Origin of the sequence: Burkholderia sp. LK4 (assembly GCF_001043615.1) — a bacterium.
Classification (GTDB): Bacteria; Pseudomonadota; Gammaproteobacteria; order Burkholderiales; family Burkholderiaceae; genus Burkholderia; species Burkholderia cepacia.
The window spans coordinates 154075-171121 of record NZ_LDUL01000041.1; the positions used below are offsets into that span (position 1 = coordinate 154075).

At 69.8% G+C, this 17047-nt stretch carries 17 protein-coding genes; 5 read left to right on the forward strand and 12 right to left on the reverse strand.

Annotation, left to right across the window (positions count from 1 at the left end):
• Nucleotides 1-9: 9 nt before the first annotated feature.
• Together VK92_RS21550 and VK92_RS21555 are read right to left on the reverse strand one after the other, a co-directional pair.
• Nucleotides 10-1203, reverse strand: a complete 1194-nt coding sequence (locus VK92_RS21550) for an acyl-CoA dehydrogenase family protein (protein ID WP_048025067.1) — start codon at nucleotides 1201-1203, stop codon at nucleotides 10-12.
• 170 nt (nucleotides 1204-1373) lie between these two features.
• A complete protein-coding gene (locus tag VK92_RS21555) occupies nucleotides 1374-2513 on the reverse strand; it encodes an LLM class flavin-dependent oxidoreductase (protein WP_011355016.1) in 1140 nt (379 codons plus the stop codon).
• A gap of 260 nt (nucleotides 2514-2773) precedes the next feature.
• On the opposite strand from VK92_RS21555, the gene VK92_RS21560 reads away from it, so the two are divergent.
• On the forward strand, nucleotides 2774-3124 hold the full coding sequence (locus VK92_RS21560) for a VOC family protein (RefSeq protein WP_011355015.1): 351 nt from the start codon (nucleotides 2774-2776) through the stop codon (nucleotides 3122-3124).
• Between the two features lie 85 nt (nucleotides 3125-3209).
• Here the strand turns inward: VK92_RS21560 and VK92_RS21565 are convergent, their stop codons facing one another.
• Nucleotides 3210-4070, reverse strand: a complete 861-nt coding sequence (locus VK92_RS21565) for a LysR family transcriptional regulator (RefSeq protein ID WP_021159414.1) — start codon at nucleotides 4068-4070, stop codon at nucleotides 3210-3212.
• Between the two features lie 150 nt (nucleotides 4071-4220).
• On the opposite strand from VK92_RS21565, the gene VK92_RS21570 reads away from it, so the two are divergent.
• A complete protein-coding gene (locus VK92_RS21570; RefSeq protein WP_048025064.1) occupies nucleotides 4221-5609 on the forward strand; it encodes a DHA2 family efflux MFS transporter permease subunit in 1389 nt (462 codons plus the stop codon).
• A gap of 9 nt (nucleotides 5610-5618) precedes the next feature.
• Here the strand turns inward: VK92_RS21570 and VK92_RS21575 are convergent, their stop codons facing one another.
• Nucleotides 5619-6002 carry a DUF4377 domain-containing protein gene (locus VK92_RS21575; RefSeq protein ID WP_021162960.1) on the reverse strand — a complete coding sequence of 128 codons (384 nt, stop codon included), beginning with the start codon at nucleotides 6000-6002 and terminating at the stop codon, nucleotides 5619-5621.
• A 626-nt stretch (nucleotides 6003-6628) separates the two neighbouring features.
• Here VK92_RS21575 and VK92_RS21585 point away from each other — a divergent pair.
• Complete coding sequence (locus tag VK92_RS21585; RefSeq protein WP_048025061.1) at nucleotides 6629-7822, forward strand: tyrosine-type recombinase/integrase; 1194 nt, start codon at nucleotides 6629-6631, stop codon at nucleotides 7820-7822.
• 46 nt (nucleotides 7823-7868) lie between these two features.
• Here VK92_RS21585 and VK92_RS21590 read toward each other — a convergent pair whose 3' ends face one another.
• From VK92_RS21590 to VK92_RS21605, 4 genes are all read right to left on the reverse strand, one after another.
• Entirely contained in the window at nucleotides 7869-8267 is a 399-nt protein-coding gene (locus VK92_RS21590; RefSeq protein ID WP_021162957.1) for a lysozyme inhibitor LprI family protein, read from the reverse strand.
• Nucleotides 8268-8479: 212 nt separating this feature from the next.
• The gene (locus tag VK92_RS21595) at nucleotides 8480-8698 is read right to left on the reverse strand and encodes a YXWGXW repeat-containing protein (protein WP_048025195.1); all 219 of its coding nucleotides are present in this window, start codon (nucleotides 8696-8698) and stop codon (nucleotides 8480-8482) included.
• Between the two features lie 61 nt (nucleotides 8699-8759).
• Complete coding sequence (locus VK92_RS21600; RefSeq protein WP_048025060.1) at nucleotides 8760-9917, reverse strand: DUF1501 domain-containing protein; 1158 nt, start codon at nucleotides 9915-9917, stop codon at nucleotides 8760-8762.
• A 2-nt stretch (nucleotides 9918-9919) separates the two neighbouring features.
• Nucleotides 9920-11314 (reverse strand): DUF1800 domain-containing protein, encoded by a 1395-nt coding sequence (locus tag VK92_RS21605; RefSeq protein WP_048025058.1) that lies wholly within the window; start codon nucleotides 11312-11314, stop codon nucleotides 9920-9922.
• Between the two features lie 481 nt (nucleotides 11315-11795).
• Between VK92_RS21605 and VK92_RS21610 the strand changes: the two genes are divergently transcribed.
• Nucleotides 11796-12641, forward strand: coding sequence for an alpha/beta hydrolase (locus VK92_RS21610; RefSeq protein WP_331457539.1), 846 nt, complete (start codon nucleotides 11796-11798; stop codon nucleotides 12639-12641).
• A gap of 150 nt (nucleotides 12642-12791) precedes the next feature.
• Here VK92_RS21610 and VK92_RS21615 read toward each other — a convergent pair whose 3' ends face one another.
• From VK92_RS21615 to VK92_RS21630, 4 genes are all read right to left on the reverse strand, one after another.
• Nucleotides 12792-13295, reverse strand: coding sequence for a periplasmic heavy metal sensor (locus VK92_RS21615; RefSeq protein WP_048025056.1), 504 nt, complete (start codon nucleotides 13293-13295; stop codon nucleotides 12792-12794).
• On the reverse strand, nucleotides 13292-13714 hold the full coding sequence (locus tag VK92_RS21620; protein ID WP_021162949.1) for a hypothetical protein: 423 nt from the start codon (nucleotides 13712-13714) through the stop codon (nucleotides 13292-13294). The genes VK92_RS21615 and VK92_RS21620 overlap by 4 nt, the downstream gene beginning before the upstream one ends.
• Nucleotides 13711-14475, reverse strand: coding sequence for an RNA polymerase sigma factor (locus VK92_RS21625; RefSeq protein WP_081076237.1), 765 nt, complete (start codon nucleotides 14473-14475; stop codon nucleotides 13711-13713). Before VK92_RS21625 ends, VK92_RS21620 begins: the two co-directional genes overlap by 4 nt.
• Before the next feature lie 250 nt (nucleotides 14476-14725).
• Nucleotides 14726-15025, reverse strand: coding sequence for a YXWGXW repeat-containing protein (locus tag VK92_RS21630; RefSeq protein ID WP_027791779.1), 300 nt, complete (start codon nucleotides 15023-15025; stop codon nucleotides 14726-14728).
• Between the two features lie 323 nt (nucleotides 15026-15348).
• On the opposite strand from VK92_RS21630, the gene VK92_RS21635 reads away from it, so the two are divergent.
• A complete protein-coding gene (locus VK92_RS21635; RefSeq protein WP_021162944.1) occupies nucleotides 15349-17034 on the forward strand; it encodes a purple acid phosphatase family protein in 1686 nt (561 codons plus the stop codon).
• Nucleotides 17035-17047: the final 13 nt, after the last annotated feature.

The window sequence follows — 17047 nt, forward strand, 5'->3', positions numbered from 1 at the left end:
GCGTCTCCGTCAGATGAAGAAGTCGGTGTTCTCGCGGCCGAGCATCACGGCGCCGAGGTTCTGGCCGAAACGGTCCACGTTGTTCGCGTAATGCGCGCGGGCCGCATGCAGGTCGAGGAAGCGGCGCACCAGCGGATTGCGGTGATAGATGCCGTTGCCGCCTGAGTAGCGCAGCAGCGCGTTCGCCGCCTGCGCGCAGCGCTCGGCGACCTGCGCGGACTGGTAGCGGAAATGCACGCGGCGTTCGATCGACACGGCCGGGCCACCGGTCACCGACGCCATCAGTTCCGCGAAATTGCGCCTGAGCAGCACCTTCATCTCGTCGATCGCGACGGCCGCGTTCGCGCACGCGTTCTGCGCGCCCGGATCGTCGGTCGTCTTCGCGCCGCTGTTGGCCGATACGCGCGTGGCCGCATAACCGGTGAAATCGTCGAGCGCGCCCTGCAGCGCGCCGATGCACGCCGTGCACACAGCGCGCACGAAGATCTGCGCGAACGGCAGCCTGAACAGCGGCGCGTCGTTGACGGCCAGGCCCGGGCTCGTGCCCATCATCCCGTCGATGGCCTTGTGCGTGCGGTACGCGGGCACGAACACGTCGTCGACGACGATGTCGTGGCTGCCCGTCGCGCGCAGGCCGAGCACGTCCCAGTCCTGCTCGATCCGGTAATCGGATTTCGGCAGCAGGAAGGTGCGGTATTCGGGCGGCTGGCCAGCCTCGGCCGGCGGCACCAGCGCGCCGAGGAACACCCATTCGCACAGTTCGCTGCCGCTCGAGAACTTCCAGTGGCCCGACAGGCGAAAGCCGCCGTCGACCGGCGTGACGCGGCCGACCGGCATGTAGGTCGACGCGATCAGCGTCGCCGGGTCGTTGCCCCACACGTCCTGCTGCGCGCGCTCGTCGAACAGCGCGAGCTGCCAGTTGTGCACGCCGACGACGCCGTACACCCACGCGGTCGACATGCAGCCGCGCGCGAGTGCCATCTGGATGTCGAAGAAGGCCTGCGGATCGAGCTCGTAGCCGCCGTAGCGCTTCGGCTGCAGCACCTTGAAGAAGCCGGCGGCCTGCATGTCGGCGATCGTCTCGGCCGGGATGCGGCCCTGCGCTTCCGCCTGCGCGGCGCGGCCGGCCAGCGTCGGCGCCAGCGCCTCGGCCCGGGCGACCAGCGTGGCGGCCAATGCGTTCGAATCGTTGTCGCGATGCACGAATGTCTCCTGTGGAACGGGGCATGCGCCGCGGCGCCCGCCCCGCTCTCGTTCAAAGTTGTTCTGCGCGGCCTGGCCGCGGGCGATGCTCGCCACCACCGATGGTCGGCTTCGCGCGACCGCGCCGCATCGTCCGACCGGACGGGACGACGGGCGCGGCCCGCCCCGCCTTACGCGCAGGCCCGCTCCTTCTCCTTGTTGAAGAACGGGATCACGTGCTCGCCGATATTGCGGATCGTCTCCATCTGCGCTTCGTGCGGCACCGTGCCCATCTGGCACAGGAACAGCACTTCGTCGACGCCGGCTTCCTGCAGGCGGCCGACATAGCCGATGCAGTCGTCCACCGTGCCGTACGCGTGGTTCGGGTTCATCATCGCGAGCGCCGGATCGGCGAAGTTCACGACGACTTCCTCCGACGCGAAGCGCGAGCGGATCACCATCTCGCCGGTGTCGGCCTGCACGAGGTCGTCGCCCCACTTCGCCGGGTCCGGACGCTCGCCGCCCGTGTACCAGTACGCGAGCGATTCCATGAAGTAGCGCTGACCGCGGATGCCGATCTTGCGGGCGGCCTGGCCGTCGGCCATCACGACCGTCGGGCACAGTGCCGCGAGGTGCTGGGTCGGGCGGAAACCGACCTGGTCTTCCGGCTTGCGGTTCGCCCACGCTTCGCGATACACGGCGTTCTTCTTCGCGACTTCATCGGGGCCGCCGAAACCGAGCACCAGCGCGCCCATCCCGCGCTGGCCGGCGCGCAGCAGCGCGTCGGTGTTGGTGCACGCGAGGTACATCGGCGGGTGCGGATCCTGGAACGGCTTCGGGTGGATCGGACGCTTCGGGATCTTGATGTACTTGCCGTCGTGCTCGATCTCGTCCTGCACGAACATCTTCGGCACGAGGTACATCGATTCGTCGATCATCGGCTGCAGCTCGTTGAGGTCGTAGCCGAACGCGCCGGCTTCCTGCTGGCTCCCGCCCTTGCCGACACCGAAATGCACGCGGCCGCCCGACAGGATGTCGAGCAGCGCGACGCGCTCGGCGACCTTGATCGGGTGGTTCATCGCGGGCGGCAGGCACACGACGCCGTGGCCGAGGCCGATGCGCGTCGTGCGGCCGGCCAGGTACGCAAGGAAGGTTTCCGGCGCGCTCATGTGCGCATAGTTGGTCAGCGACGTGTGCTCGACGCACCAGATCGTGTCGAAGCCGACCTGCTCGGCGAGCAGCGCCTGTTCGACCGTCTCCTTGAACACCCGGTGGTCGCCCTCGCGCGATGCGTCGGTGGTCTGGGCTTCGTAGATGAGGGAAAACTTCATTGCGTGCGTCTCCATGTATGTTGGACGAGTCGGGGTCGCGCAGCCCGCCCGCACGATACGGACGAATAGCGACGGTCCACGGATGGGAGTGTCGGCGCGCGGCCGGGCGCGGGCATCGTCTGTTCGGAGTATCGGCACGCGTGCGGGGACAGAGGGGTTTCACGGTCATCCGATCGGACTGCGTGAGCACGCGAACGGCGCGCTAGCATCGAACGGCGGCACGTTGCACGCCGCCCACATCAAGACAAGGGAGATCCGGGATGAAGGTATCGATGCTGCTGTATCCCGTCGACGACATCGACACGGCGCTGCCGCTGTTCGTCGACGGGCTGGGCCTGAACGTGAAGTTCCGCGACGGCGATCGTTATTGCGCGCTCGACGGCGGCCCGCTGACGATCGCGCTGGTCGCGGGCGACGAGCAGATCGTCGAGCGCGCGGCGCTCACGCTGCGCGTCGACGAGGACGACGACCTGTATGCGGCGATGGCGCGGGTCGTGAAGGCCGGCGCGTCGGTGCGCGTGCCCGTGCAGGCCGGGCCGCACGAATACCGCGCGGTGCTGGAGGACAAGAACGGCGCGCTGCTGGTGATTTCGCAGAAGCGGGCCGCATGACGGTCGCATGATGGCCGCGTGACGGAGCGCGTCACATCGCGTTGCGCGGGCGCCGGAACCGGGCGCGTCGCGCGTGGCGAGCCCGTTACGCGTTCGCGCCCGGCGTGCTCAGGTCGCTCGCTTCCAGCAATTCGAGCAGCGTGCGCGCCGGCTGGCTGAGCCGCTTCGCTGCCAGTGCGATGAATTCGATGTCGGGCAGCACGGGCAGCGCGCCGCCGTTGACCAGCGGCGCCAGCCCGCCCGTCGACAAATAGTGCGACGTCGCGGTCAAGCCGAGCCCCGCGCGCGCGGCCGCGATGCAGCCCGGCTGGCTGCTGCTCGAGCACACGACTTCCCAGCCGATGCCCTTCTCGGCGAGCGCGTTCAGGACGATCGCGCGCGTCACGCTCGGCTCGGCGACCAGCACGAGCGGCAGCGGCCGCTCCGGATCGACGACGGTGCCGGGCCGCGCGACCCACTCGAGCCGCGTGCGCAGGAGCGGCGTGCCGCGCCGCTCGCCGAGCCGCCGCTTGCCGATCATCAGGTCGAGCGCCCCCGCGTCCAGCCCTTCGTAGAGCCGGCTCGTCATGCCGGTGGTGATCTCCAGCGCGACGTCCGGGTGCGCGGCGCGAAACCCGGCCAGCACGTCCGGCAACGCGACGAGCGCGAGGTCGTCCGGCGCGCCGAGCCGCACCAGGCCCTGCAGCCTCGGCTTGCGGAATTGCGATTCCGCGCGGTTCAGCGCCTGCAGGATCACGTTCGCATGCACGAGCAGCGCCTCGCCATCGGCCGTCATCGCGATCGAATGGGTGTCGCGCACGAACAGACGCCGCCCGACGCTTTCCTCGAGACGACGGATGTGTTCGCTGACGCTCGACTGGTTGAGCCCGAGCTGCCGGCCCGCTTCGGTGAAGCTGCGGCAGTTCGTGACGGTCGCGAACGTCTTGAGCCAGACGGGATTGAGCATCCCGCATTGTCATCGTTGTTTCCGATGACAGTCAACGTCATCAGGCAGCTTCCCGATGACCGCCGGAATCGGTACCATCGTGCGCTTGAAGACCGGCTGGCGCCGTGCCGACGCGCCGCCCGCGCCGGCCTTTGCACCATCGAATTCGCCATGTCCCGGGAACCCACACACTCCGCGCTGCTCTGGATCGTCGCCGCTGCGTTCTTCATGCAGTCGCTCGACACGACGATCGTCAACACCGCCCTGCCTTCGATCGCGCAAAGCCTGCACGCGTCGCCGCTCGCGATGCAGCCCGTCGTGGTCGTCTATACGCTGACGATGGCGATGCTCACACCGGCGTCCGGCTGGCTGGCCGACCGGTTCGGCACGCGCCGCGTGTTCTCGATTGCGATTCTCGTGTTCGTGCTCGCATCGATCGCCTGCGCGGCGTCGCATACGCTCGGCCAGCTCGTCGCCGCGCGCGCGCTGCAGGGCATCGGCGGCTCGATGCTGCTGCCGATCGGGCGGCTCGCCGTGCTGCGCCGCGTGCCGGGCGAACAGTACGTCGCGGCGATCGCATTCGTGTCGACCGCCGGCCAGCTCGGCCCGATCGTCGGGCCGACGCTCGGCGGCTGGCTCACGCAGGCGATTTCGTGGCACTGGGTGTTCATCGTCAACGTGCCGGTCGGTGTGGTCGGCTTCCTCACCGTGCAGCGCTACCTGCCGCACGACCAGGCGACACAACCGCCGCCCTTCGATTTCGTCGGCTGTGCGCTGCTGTCGGTCGCGATGATCGCGCTGTCGCTCGCGATCGACCCGCCGATGCCCGCGCATCGCGCCGCATGGGCGGCCGGGCTCGCGGCGCTCGGGCTGGCGAGCGCGCTCGCGTACCTGCCGTATGCGCGGCGCCGCGCGCAGCCGCTGTTCCGGCTCGGGCTGTTCCGCGAGCCGAATTTCGGTTCGGGGCTGCTCGGCAACCTGCTGTGCCGGATCGGCACGAGCTCGGTGCCGTTCATGCTGCCGCTGCTGATGCAGGTGCAGCTCGGCTATACGCCGCTGCAATCGGGGCTGATGATGCTGCCGGCCGCGATCGCGGGGGTCATCGCGAAACGCTGGATCGCCCCGCTCGTGAAGCGCTTCGGCTATGCGGCGTTCCTGGTCGTGAATACGGGGATCGTCGGGTGCGCGATCGCGGGGTTCGCGCTGGTGTCGGTGCGGCCCGCGCCGCTACTGGAAAGTGCGCTGCTGATCGTGTTCGGCACCGCGAACTCGATGCAGTTCGCGGCGATGAACGGCGTGACGCTCAAGGGGTTGTCGCATGCCGACGCCGGCAGCGGCAACAGCCTGTTCACGATGATGCAGATGCTGGCGATGGGGCTCGGCGTGTCGATCGGCGGCGGCCTCGTCAGCCTGTTTGGCGCCCGTCTGGGCTCGATGGCGCACGGATTCATGCTGTCGTTCGCGTGCATGGGTGGGGTGACGCTGCTGTCGTCCGTCGTGTTCCGGCGGATCGACACGGTCGCGCCGGCGGCCGGTGCCGCAGCGCGCCCGTCCGCGTAAGCGCGGCCGTCAGTTCACCTGACGGCGCTCGACGACGCGCTTGAGCACCCAGCGAATCGACGAGCCGTCGGCCGGCGGCTGAGCCACGCGGTATTCGTCGATTTCGAGCGTGTAAAGGTATCCGGGCTGGTACGCGAAGCCTTCGATGCCCGCGTACCACAGGCTCCACGGCTCGTTCGGGCTGTTTCGCACCTGCAGGCACTCCATCGGCGCGACGCCCGTGCATCGCGCGGATTGCGGCGCGACCTGGACGGTTCTGGTCACCGGCTTGCCGTCGTCGGCCGGGCGCACCGCGTTCGGCGCCGTGGCGACCGCGTCGGTCTGGCATCCGGCGACGAGCGTGCTGCCGGCAATGACGGCCGCGCCGAGCAGCGTTCTGGATTGGCGAATCATCTGATGTTCCTCAGGGAGCGTTGGCGGGCCGATTAGAAACCCTCGCCGCAAGAAAGTTCACAAACACCTTACAGAAACCGGGCCACCACCTTCATTCGTGGGACGCCGCGCCCGCGCCGGTACGTTACCGTGATCCGGTTCAGCCGCGCGCATGACCGCCAGAGGCTCGCACACGCGCGCCGGGCGACGCGGCCTGTTCAGCCCTGCCGGCCCGGTGCCCGCAACAGGAGACAACCCGGATGTCCACGGCGCCCGCGGCCCCGCCGTCGTATCTCGCCCAGCACGGACCTGCGCACGCCCGACGGAATCGAGTGCGGTTTCCGCGTGTGCCACGGCGGCAACGCCCGTTCGACGAGCACCGGCCGCCCGGAAAACCGCGACGACAACGCGCAACGCACACCGGCCACGCGGATGGCGCGGCGCGGCGAGTCACCGCCGCATCGCGAAAACGATGACGCGGCTGTGCTCGCCCGCCGCGCGCGTCATTACCCGTCAGGCGATCGCCGTCGACGGCGGGTTCATCGTGTGATGATCGTGTACCATCGACGCTTCCTGATTGGCCTGATCGCGCCGCGTTCGTCCGCCCGCCTCCACGCGTACGATCCGCTCAGCGCACCCCGCTTCGCATGACCTCACCCGTTCCGTCCGACACCGCGCTGCGCCCGCTGCCGATCGATGCGCTGACCGTGCCGGCCGCGCTCGATGGACGCACGGGCACCAACCGCTCGACCGGCACGCATCCGCAGATTGCCGCGACCAACGACCTCGACGCGGTGCGCGCCTGGCTCGCGCGCTTCGTCGACACACCGACCACGTTCCAGAACTACCGCAAGGAAGCCGAGCGCCTGCTGCTGTGGGCCGTGATCGCGTGCGGCAAGCCGCTGTCGTCGCTCACGCACGAAGATCTGATCGTCTACCGGCAGTTCCTGCTCGCGCCCGCGCCGGCCGAGCTGTGGTGCGCGAACGGCGGACGCAAGCATCCGCGCGACGATCCGCGCTGGCGGCCGTTCTACGGGCCGCTGTCGGCGGCCAGCCAGCGGCAGGCGCTGGTGATCCTGAACGTGATGTTCTCGTGGCTCGTGCAGGCCGGTTACCTGGCCGGCAATCCGCTCGCGTTGTCGCGCCAGCGGCAGCGCCGGCCCGCACCGCGCGTCACGCGCCATCTCGGGCAACCGCTGTGGCAGTCGGTCAAGGAAGCGATCGCCGCGATGCCGCGCGACGACGCGCGGGCGAGCTTCCATGCGGACCGCGCGCGGTGGCTGTTCACGCTGCTGTATCTCGGCGGGCTGCGCATCACCGAAGCGGCCGACACGACGATGGGCCAGTTCTTCTGCCGGCGCGACGCGGACGGGCGCGACCGCTGGTGGCTCGACGTGACGGGCAAAGGCGGCCGGCAGCGGCTCGTGCCGGCCACCGACGAAATGATGGCCGAGCTGTCGCGCTACCGGCGCGCGCACGGCCTGCCCGCGTTGCCGTCCGACGGCGAGTCCACGCCGCTCGTGCTGCCGGTCGGCCAGGCGCACAAGCCCCTCACGCGCGCGGCGCTGCACCGGATCGTGAAGCAGGTGTTCCGGCACGCGGCCGACCGGCTGCGCGCGAACGGCGAAGCCGGCGAGCAGCAGGCACGCGTGCTCGAACAGGCATCCGCGCACTGGCTGCGCCACAGCGCGGGCTCGCACATGGCCGACGGCCGCGTCGACCTGCGGCTCGTGCGCGACAACCTCGGCCACGCGTCGCTCACGACGACGAGCCAGTACCTGCATGCGGACGACGACTGGCGGCATCGCGAGACGGAGGAGAAGCACCGGATCGGATGGTAGGCGCGCACCGGCCTGGCGGCTCCCGGCTCCCACGCCACGCCGGCGCTCAGTGATCGAGTTCGAGCCCGCCCAGGCCGCCGTTGCTGCGGCATTTCGCGCGGTCGCTTTTCGCCGGCACGTCGATCTGGCCGCACAGCACGTCGATGCGCTTGCGGTAGCTGTCGATCAGGCACTGCGTCGTCGTGCAGCGGTTACGCGTCTTCAGCCACGCCCTCTGCGTCGCCATGAACTGCTCGTACTCGGGCGGATCCTCGACCGGATAGTTGCTGAAGTCGTAGAGCATGTGCTGGAAATCCGCGTTGAGCGCATCGTCGAGACGCGACAACGTCGGATTGGTGCAGATTTCACGTTCCACGAACGTGGACGCCTTCGTGCAGTTGAACGACGCGGCGTGCGCGCCGGTCATGCCGGCGACGACGGCCAGCGCAACGAGCCATGCTTTCATGTGGGTGCCGTAACGAAGAAACCGGCGGCCGCGGATCGGCTCGCCGTGGCGGACGAACGGGAATGCGCGTCGCCGGAAGCCCGTCGCCGGTTGCCCGTCGCCGGATGCCCGTCGCCACGATCCGGCAGCTTAGGGCAACGCGCATCGCAGTTCAATACGCAGCGCCGCTTCCCCGCACCCTCGCCGCACGCCGCGCGGCACGTCACGCCCGATCAGTACACGCCCACCCAATGCCCGGGCACCCACGCCCAGTGATTGCCGGCCCACCGGTAATGCCCCTTCGCCCAGCGATAGCCCGGCGCGGGCATCGGCGGCGGCACCTCGACGACCGGCGCCGGCTGCGGCGGCCGCACGGGCTCGACCACGCAGGCGGACATCAACGTCGCACTGGCCGCTACCAGCACGGTGAGCGAAACGGAGCGGATCCTCATCATCTTGCATTCTCCCTTTTGTGTCGTGAATGAATCGGCGCGGAAGCGGCAACCCGGCGCATCACGCCGTGCCGCGAATCAGCCCGCTCATCGGCCGCATCGCGCCGCTTTCGGCGAACAGCGCGGACGCGGTGCGGTGCGGATCGAGCCGCAGGCTTTCGGCGGCGGCGCCCGAGATCAGCGCGTCGAGCGACGCGGTCGGCTTCAGGTCACGCCCTTCGTACAGGTCGCCGGGCCGCAAACCCGGCCAGTCGGCGATCACGCGGCCGCCCGCGACCGCGCCGCCCGCGAGCATCGCGACCGACGCCTGCCCGTGATCGGTGCCGCCCGTGCCGTTCGCGGCGGCCGTGCGGCCGAACTCGGTCGCCACCAGCACCGTGGTCTGCTGCCATGCGGGCCCGAGGCCGTCGCGCAGCGCGGCGAGCATCGTGTCGAGCGCTTTCAGCTGATTCGCGAGCCGCGCGTTCTGCGCACTGTGCGTGTCCCAGCCGCCCGTTTCGATCATCGCGATGCGCGGGCCGTCGTCGCGCGCGAGAAACGTCGCGGCGAGCTTGCCGACACCCGCCGGATCCTGCCGCGCATGCGCATCGCCGGCGAGGCCGCGCGCATCCATCGCCGATTGCCACAACGGGCCGAGCTGCGCGTCGGCCTCGTAGAGCGCCGACACGCGCGCGAGCAGGTCGTCCGGCGCGGCCGGCAAACCGGACGGCGCGTACGACGCCGCCTGCACGGTGCCGCGCAGCGCGAGCGGCACGGTCGGTGCGAGCGCGATCGCGCTTTCGCGTGTCGCCGGCAGCAGCGCGGCGAGCCGGTTCAGCCATCCGTCCTTCACCTGGTACGGCGCGCGGCCGCCCGTCTCGAGCACGTTCTGGCCGTCGAAATGCGAGCGGTCGCGATACGGCGACGCGATCGCATGAACGAACAGCGCCTGCCCGTCGCGGTACAACTGCGCGGTCCGCACGAGCGACGGATGCAATGCGAACGTGCCGTCGAGCCGCGTCGCGGCCGCCGTGTCGATCGCCAGCGGGCCGCGCAGCGACGCATATGCGGGTTCGGCATACGGCACCAGGGTGTTCAGGCCGTCGGCGGCGCCGCGCTGGATCACGAACACGAAGCGCCGGTCGGTTTCGACGTTCGCGAACACGATTCGCGGCGCGACGAGCATCGCGCCGGCGCCGGCGGCCGCCACGCGCAGGAATTGTCGGCGGGACAGTGCCATGGTCATCTCCGTTGGAAATCGGGCGATACGAGCAGCAACGCGAGCGACGTGGTCGCGCTTTCGGCACGCGACAGCGCGGTCGCCGTCGGCGCGCTCAACGAACCCGCGAGCAGCGTGTTGCCGAGCGTGCGCGGATCGAGCCGGTCGCCCGTGCGGGCGGCCAGCCGTTGCGCCAGCTCGACGCGGCGCACGAGCGCGTCGGGCGCGGCCCAGCTCGCGGCCACGTCGTCGTAGCCGGCCGGCGAGCCCGGCCGCCACACCGGCTGGCCGATCTGCGCAAGCAGCGGCGCGGCCTTCAGGTCGCCCGTGTCGTGCCAGCCGAGCCCGCGCAGCGAAGAAACGGCCCACTCCCACGGCGTCTTGAACTTGCGGTTGACCGGCGACCACGCATCGGGCGCGTCGACGAGCGCGCGATAGACGGTCGGCAAATCGCCGCCGCTCGCGTCGAATGCGCGGGCGAGCCGGTCGGTCAGCGCGGGCGGCGGATTGTCGGCGACGAAATGACGGGCGAGCTGGAACGCGATATGCCGACCGGTCGCCTCCGAATGCGCGAGGTCGTGCAGGATCGCGCGGGCCTGCGATTCGCCGGGCTGGTCGTAGCTGCGCCCCATCACGATCCGCACGCCGGGCTCGTGCAGTTTCGGGCGAAACACGAACGCGCCGGGCGCCGCATCGCCGGGCTGCGGGCCGCGCCCGCCGGCGATGCTCCAGCCGGTCAGCGCGCGCGCGAATTCCGTCACGTCGGCTTGCGTATAACCCGTGCGTACGCCAAGCGTGTGCAGCTCCATGATTTCGCGCGCGAGATTCTCGTTGAGCCCGCGCCTGCTCGACGGATTGCGCGCTTCGGCACGCAGCGCGGCCGGGCTGTCGGGGCCGACCGAGCGCGCCTGGTCGAGGAACAGCTGCATCGCCGGATGCTGCTCGACGGCGACCAGCATGTCCTCGAAACGGCCGAGCACGTGCGGGCGGATCGCGTCGCGTTCGAACGCGCCCGCGTAGGCCGCCACCGGCCCCTTGTCGACCGATACCGCGAAATGGTTCGCCCAGAAATGCACGAGACGCTCGACGAACGGTGCAGGCGTGTTCAACGCACTGTTGACCCGCGCGACGACGGCGCTGCGATACGTATCGTTGCCGTCGCGCCTGATCGACTGCTCGGTTGCGCGCTTCGTTGCGGGATCGTCGCTGGTCATCGCATTGCGCGCGTTCGCGAAGCGCGTGGCGAGCGCCACCGCGTCGGGCTCGCCGGCCCACGCGGCTGGCCGTACTTCGTAACGGTCGAATTGCGCGACGAGCGCCGCCTTCGGGTCGGCAGGCGGCGCTTCGTCGGCCCGCGCGCCGAGACCGAAGCGGTTCAGCGCGATGGCGGCCGGGGTGATGTCGTTCGGGTGGTCCATGGCGGGGCTCGTGCGATGCGTACCCGTGTTAAACGTCGGCCGGCGGGAAATCCGTCGCGGGGAAGACGAATATTTCGGGTTTGGCGCGCGGGGGTTGAAAACGTGTGTGTCGGCGTGCGAGTTTCCAGCGTGGACTTCAATGCGTGTGTGTCGCCGTTCGAGTTTCCTGCGCGGATTCGACCGACGGTGGCAACGCATCGACGGATTGCTCAGCCGCCGCAACGCGGCCCCGTGCCCCGCCGAGGGACGGACACGCTTCGACATTCGGCCGACAGGCTTTCACCCGCCTGACCGGCGTGGACCGGCCGGATCGTGCGTCGGCCGAAACCCTGGACGGGTCGAATGCCGCCTTGTCGCCCATATCCGCCCGGCGCTTGCCGTTCCCGGAAAGCGGCCTAGACTCAATGGAATGTATCGCTCCGGGTCACGGAGGTATCGTCGTCCCGCCCCGAACAAGAATTCGACGCCACCGGAAATCGGCATGACCACGCTGCTCTCCATCCTGCTGCCGGCTCCCGTTGTCGCCTTTGCAGATCGGTTCGCATGCGCGTGGCTGCTCGCCATGGTGCTGGCGCTGCACGGCTATCCCGCTCACGCGCAGGGTCAACCCAGGGTCGTCGACGTCCCGACCCGCCCCGGGGTCACCCAGCGGTTTCTCTTCATCGCGCCGGATGCGCCGAAAGCCGCGGCCATCCTTTACGCCGGCGGACACGGCGGGCTGCAACTGGACCCGTCCGGCCGGTTCGGATGGGGCGCAGGCAACTTTCTCGTCCGCACTAGGCAGCTGTTCGTGAATGACGGTATCGCTGTCGCGGTCATCGATGCACCGAGCGACCGGCAATCCGCGCCCTACCTCAACGGCTTTCGACTCTCGAAGGAACACGCCGACGACGCGCGTGCCGTGATCGCGTGGTTGAGGGAGCAACTGCACGTACCGGTCTGGCTGGTCGGGACGAGCCGCGGCACCCAGTCCGCCGCTGCCGTCGCGATCGCGCTGGCCGGCGGCGGCGGGCCGGACGGTATCGTGCTGACGTCCACGATCCTCCGTGAAGATCGAGGCGGTACCGCGGTCACCGACATGAACCTGGCCAGCCTCAGGATTCCGGTGCTCGTCGTTCATCACCAGAACGACGGCTGCAAGCATTGCCCCGTGTCCGACACGGATACGCTGTTGAAGAAACTGGATGCATCGCCGAAGGCCGAACGGATGATCGTGTCGGGCGGCACGTCCCGGGGCGATCCATGCGAAGCGTTCGCCTATCACGGCTTCAACGGCCTGGAGAGCAGCGTGGTCGACGCGATCTCCGCCTGGATGCTGGCACGTTGAATGTCTCCGTCGCGTCACGCGGTCGCGGCCGTGGTCGCGTTGCGATCGCTCGCGAACGCGTACCTGAAAGCATTGCCGACCGGCGTTCCGCGTAGGCGTTGCACAGCGCAGGAAAGGCGCGCCGCCGCACGTCCCCCGCGCCGCGTTTCCTTACTGACTCCCCGCCTCGCCCTGCTTTTTCTGCAACTTCGGCGGCAACCGCCAGTTGCCGCTACGCCGCAACCCGTCGACGAACTTCGCGCGCTCGTCCGGCGTCAGCGTCGCCGCGAAATCGACGACGCTGCGCTCCACCTGCGCACGCAGCGCGATATCGGCCGCACGCGTGCGGTCGAGCGCGGCGTCGATCGCCGTGCGATCGAGTTGCGGCGCGGCGAGCAGATCCAGCACGGTGATCCGGTCGTCGCGCCCTTCCCGCGCGAAATCGCGACCGTCCTTGCGTGCCGCCTTCAGCGCGGCGGCGAATTCCTGCTGGCGCGTGTCCGGCAACTCGTCCGCGGCGAAACGCAATGCGGTGCGCGATGCAGGTGCGCCCGCGGCCCGCAGGTCGCGATGCGTCGAGAACCACTGATACGCGCCGCCGCCGATCGCGCCGAGCATGAATACGTTCAGCACGACCGAACCGACGAGAACGAATTTCCAGCCACGCTCACTCATTCATCACTCCAGTCCACGCTCGGTCCGCCGAACGTCGTTGTCAGGTAGCCCTGCTCGTGCGCAGGCGGCACGCTCCCGAGCATCAGCATCGACACGGCCACCGCACCCGCGAGCGCGCCGGCCAGGCCCACGCCCGCGAATGCCGCGCCCGACCACCACACGGTGCCCCGCCGCCGCGTGCGCCGCGGCGCCGGGGCTGGCGCCGTGGCGACGATGCGCTCGACGAGCGCCGGCGCGGGCGGTGCGACCGTATCGTTGGCGAGCCACGCGTCGAGTTCGGCGGCCTCGTCCAGCGCCGCCAACGCGTCGCCCGGATGCGCGCGCGCCCATGCCTCGGCAGCCGCGCGCTCGCCGTCCGGCCAGCGCCGCGCATCCGAGCCGTACGCGGCGACGATGGTACGAAATCGTTCGGGTGTCATCGGATGTCCTCGCTAGGTGAATCGCCGGCCAGTTGCGCGCGCAAGTTTCGCCGCGCGCGCGCGAGCAGGCTTTCCAGCGCGTCGACGGTAATGCCCATCAGGTCGGCCGCCTCGATGTTCGACATGTCCTGATAGTACTGGAGCACGAGCGCTTCGCGCTGCCGCGCCGGCAACGCCGCGAGCGCCTGCCGCACGCGCGCGTCGCGCGAGCGGGTCTCCGCGCGGGCGGCCGGTTCCGGTTGCGGATCGGGCACGTCGGGCAACACGTCGACCGGTTCCTCGCGGCGGCCGCGCAAGCGGTCGTAGCACAGGTTCAGCACGACACGGTGCAGCCACGTGTCGAACCGCGCCTCGCCCTCGCGCCAGCCCGGCGCCTGTTTCCAGATCCGCAAGAACGTCTCCTGTGCGACGTCCTCGGCTTCCGTGCGGTCGCCGAGCATGCGCGTCGCGAGTGCGAGCAGCCGCGGCAGCTTGCGCGCGACGAGCATGCGCACGGCCGACGCGTCGCGCGCGCCGACCCGTGCCACCAGCGCGGCGTCCGGATCGCCGTCGCTCAACGCGGGGCGCTCCAGCGCATCGCGCGTCTGTGCCGCGGCGCGTTCGTCAATGCGCCCGCCGGCAGACCGAAGCTCATCGTCGTGCTCTCCTTGCATGCGCCGCGCCATTACCCGGCCCCGCCACGCTGGCGGTTCGGGATCGCCGCACGCATCGCGCACGGCCTCGGCAAGGTCCGTTTCATCGGCATCCGTTTCAGGCCGCATGGCGATCGTGTCGATCGGTTCGATCGGATGCCGGCCGCCCGGTCGCGCGAGCGGCGGCCGGCGCGCTCAATATACGACGACCGGCGCGGGCCGGTAATAGACCGGACGCGCCGGCACGACGACACAGCCGGCCAGCACGATGGCTGCGGCTGCCAGTATCACCACGGTTCGAAAGAGCATGGCTGCGACTCATGACGTTGCGGGAATGCGCCGCCGCGCCGGCACCGCGTGCCGTGCGGCGGCGTGCGCATCAGGCCCAGTGACCCGGAACCCAGCGCCACGCCGGACCGCGCGCGGCCCAGTGGCCCGGCACCCAGTGATAACCGACGCGAACCACTTGCCAGTGGCCTGGAATCCAGACATAACGACCCTGGCGCCAGTGCCAGTGGCCCTGGTCCCACACATAGCCCGCGCGCGGCGCCGGCATCACTTCGACGCGAGGCGGCGGCGGCGCGTAAGGCGCGACGATGACGGCCTGCGCGAACGCAGCGGACGCAGCCAGCGCGGCCACGCATGCCGTGGCAAACCGCAACGGGATGGAAAGCTTCATGAAAGACTCCGATGTGGCAGGTATCGACCGGAAGCGGCCGTTCATGCGTTAAACGGCGCGAGTGATCAGAATCCGTCGCGATGTCGGCAAATAAATATCGGCGCGAAGCGGACGCGCGTCGGCGCGGGCCGGATGCCCCGATCCGCAAGCTCGGCAGGTGCCGGCGTTCCCGCGGGGCTGCCGTGCTGTCACAACCCGGCAAAACTGCGCTCCGACAATGTCCGGCACCGGGATCCCGCTCGTTTCCGGCCCACGCCCCGGCCACGCTCACGCGCGGCCGGATGGTTCCGCATCTCGCGTCTCCACCCACGAAAACACCGACCATGTCGAACCAGGACAACTCCCCGATCCAGCCGAACGAGCCCGCCGCATCCGTCTCGCGCCGCGGCTTCCTGAAACTCGCCGGCGTATCCGGCCTCGCCACCGCCGCCGGTGGCCTCGCGGCAGCCCGGGCCGCCGCGTCGACCCCGGACGGCACACCCGAACAGGTCCACCTGACGTGGGGCAACGACCCGACGTCGGAAGTCGTGATCTCGTGGGCATCGCTCGCGTCGGCCGTCAATCCGCGCGCGCGCATCGTCGCCGACGGCGAGCCGCCGCGCACCGTGCATGGCGTCCAGCGCCTGTACACCGACGGCCTCAACGGCGAGACCGTGTTCGCGTACCACGCGCGCGTGCACGGCCTGAAGCCGAATACGCGCTACCGCTACGAGATCACGGCCGACAACGACAGCAATGCCGCGCAGCCGTTCTCCGCGAATTTCTCGACCGCACCGCGCGGCCGCGCGCCGTTCCGCTTCACGAGCTACGGCGACCTTGCGACGCCGAACGGTGCGTGGGTGCTGTCGTCGCCGCAGAGCCGCTTCGCGGTGCAGGCCGTCGAGCAGTTCCAGCCGCTGTTCCATCTGCTGAACGGCGACCTCTGCTACGCGAACCTGAACCCCGCGCACCAGCCCGAGGTGTGGCGCGATTTCGGCAACAACAACCAGACGTCGGCGGCGAATCGTCCGTGGATGCCGTGCCCCGGCAACCATGAGATCGAGTTCAACAACGGTCCGCAGGGGCTCGACTCGTATCTCGCGCGCTATACGCTGCCGGAGAACGGCACGCGCTTCCCGGGCCGCTGGTACAGCTTCCGCGTGAGCTCGGTGCTGTTCGTGTCGCTCGACGCCGACGACGTCGTCTACCAGGATGCCGCCGCGTTCGTCGGCGGCCCCGCGCCGCTCGTGCCGGCCGCGAGCACGGGCCGCCCGCCGATCGAGCCCGGCACGTCGTTCTACGTGCGCGGCTACAGCAACGGCGAGCAGACGCGCTGGCTCGAACACACGCTGCGTCATGCCGCGCACGACGACGACATCGACTGGATCGTCGTGCAGATGCACCAGGACGCGCTCAGTTCGTCGAAGACGGGCAACGGTTCCGACAAGGGCATTCGCGAAGCATGGCTGCCGCTGTTCGACCGTTACGGCGTCGACCTCGTGCTGTGCGGCCACGATCACGACTACGAGCGCAGCTACCCGGTACGCGGCTGCAATCACCGCGCGGGCGTCGATGCGACGACCGGCGAAGTGGTCGAGACGCTGCAGCCGCGCCCGGTCGGATCGAACGACCCGGACCGCACGACGTTCGACACGAGCCACGGCACGATCCACCTGATCCTGGGCGGCGGCGGCACCAGTGCGCCGCTCGACGTATACGGCGAGAACCCGGCAACCGGCTTTGCGCGGGCGAAGGTGTTCACGAAGCCGAACCGGCCGGTGCCGGGCACGGCGCCGAATACGTTCGTGCGCCAGCCGGCCGATGCACTCGAGGATGCGATCTGGTCCGCGCGTCGCGATACGGGTACCGGCTACGGGATTGCCGTGTTCGACCACGACCCGGGCAAGCCGGGCGGGCATACGACGATCACGATGCGCTACTACCACGCACCGGGCGCCGACCAGCACCCGACCGCCGACTACGCGCTGTTCGAGACGATCGAGCTGAGCAAGAAGCGCAACGACCGGTGATCGGTCAGGCGCC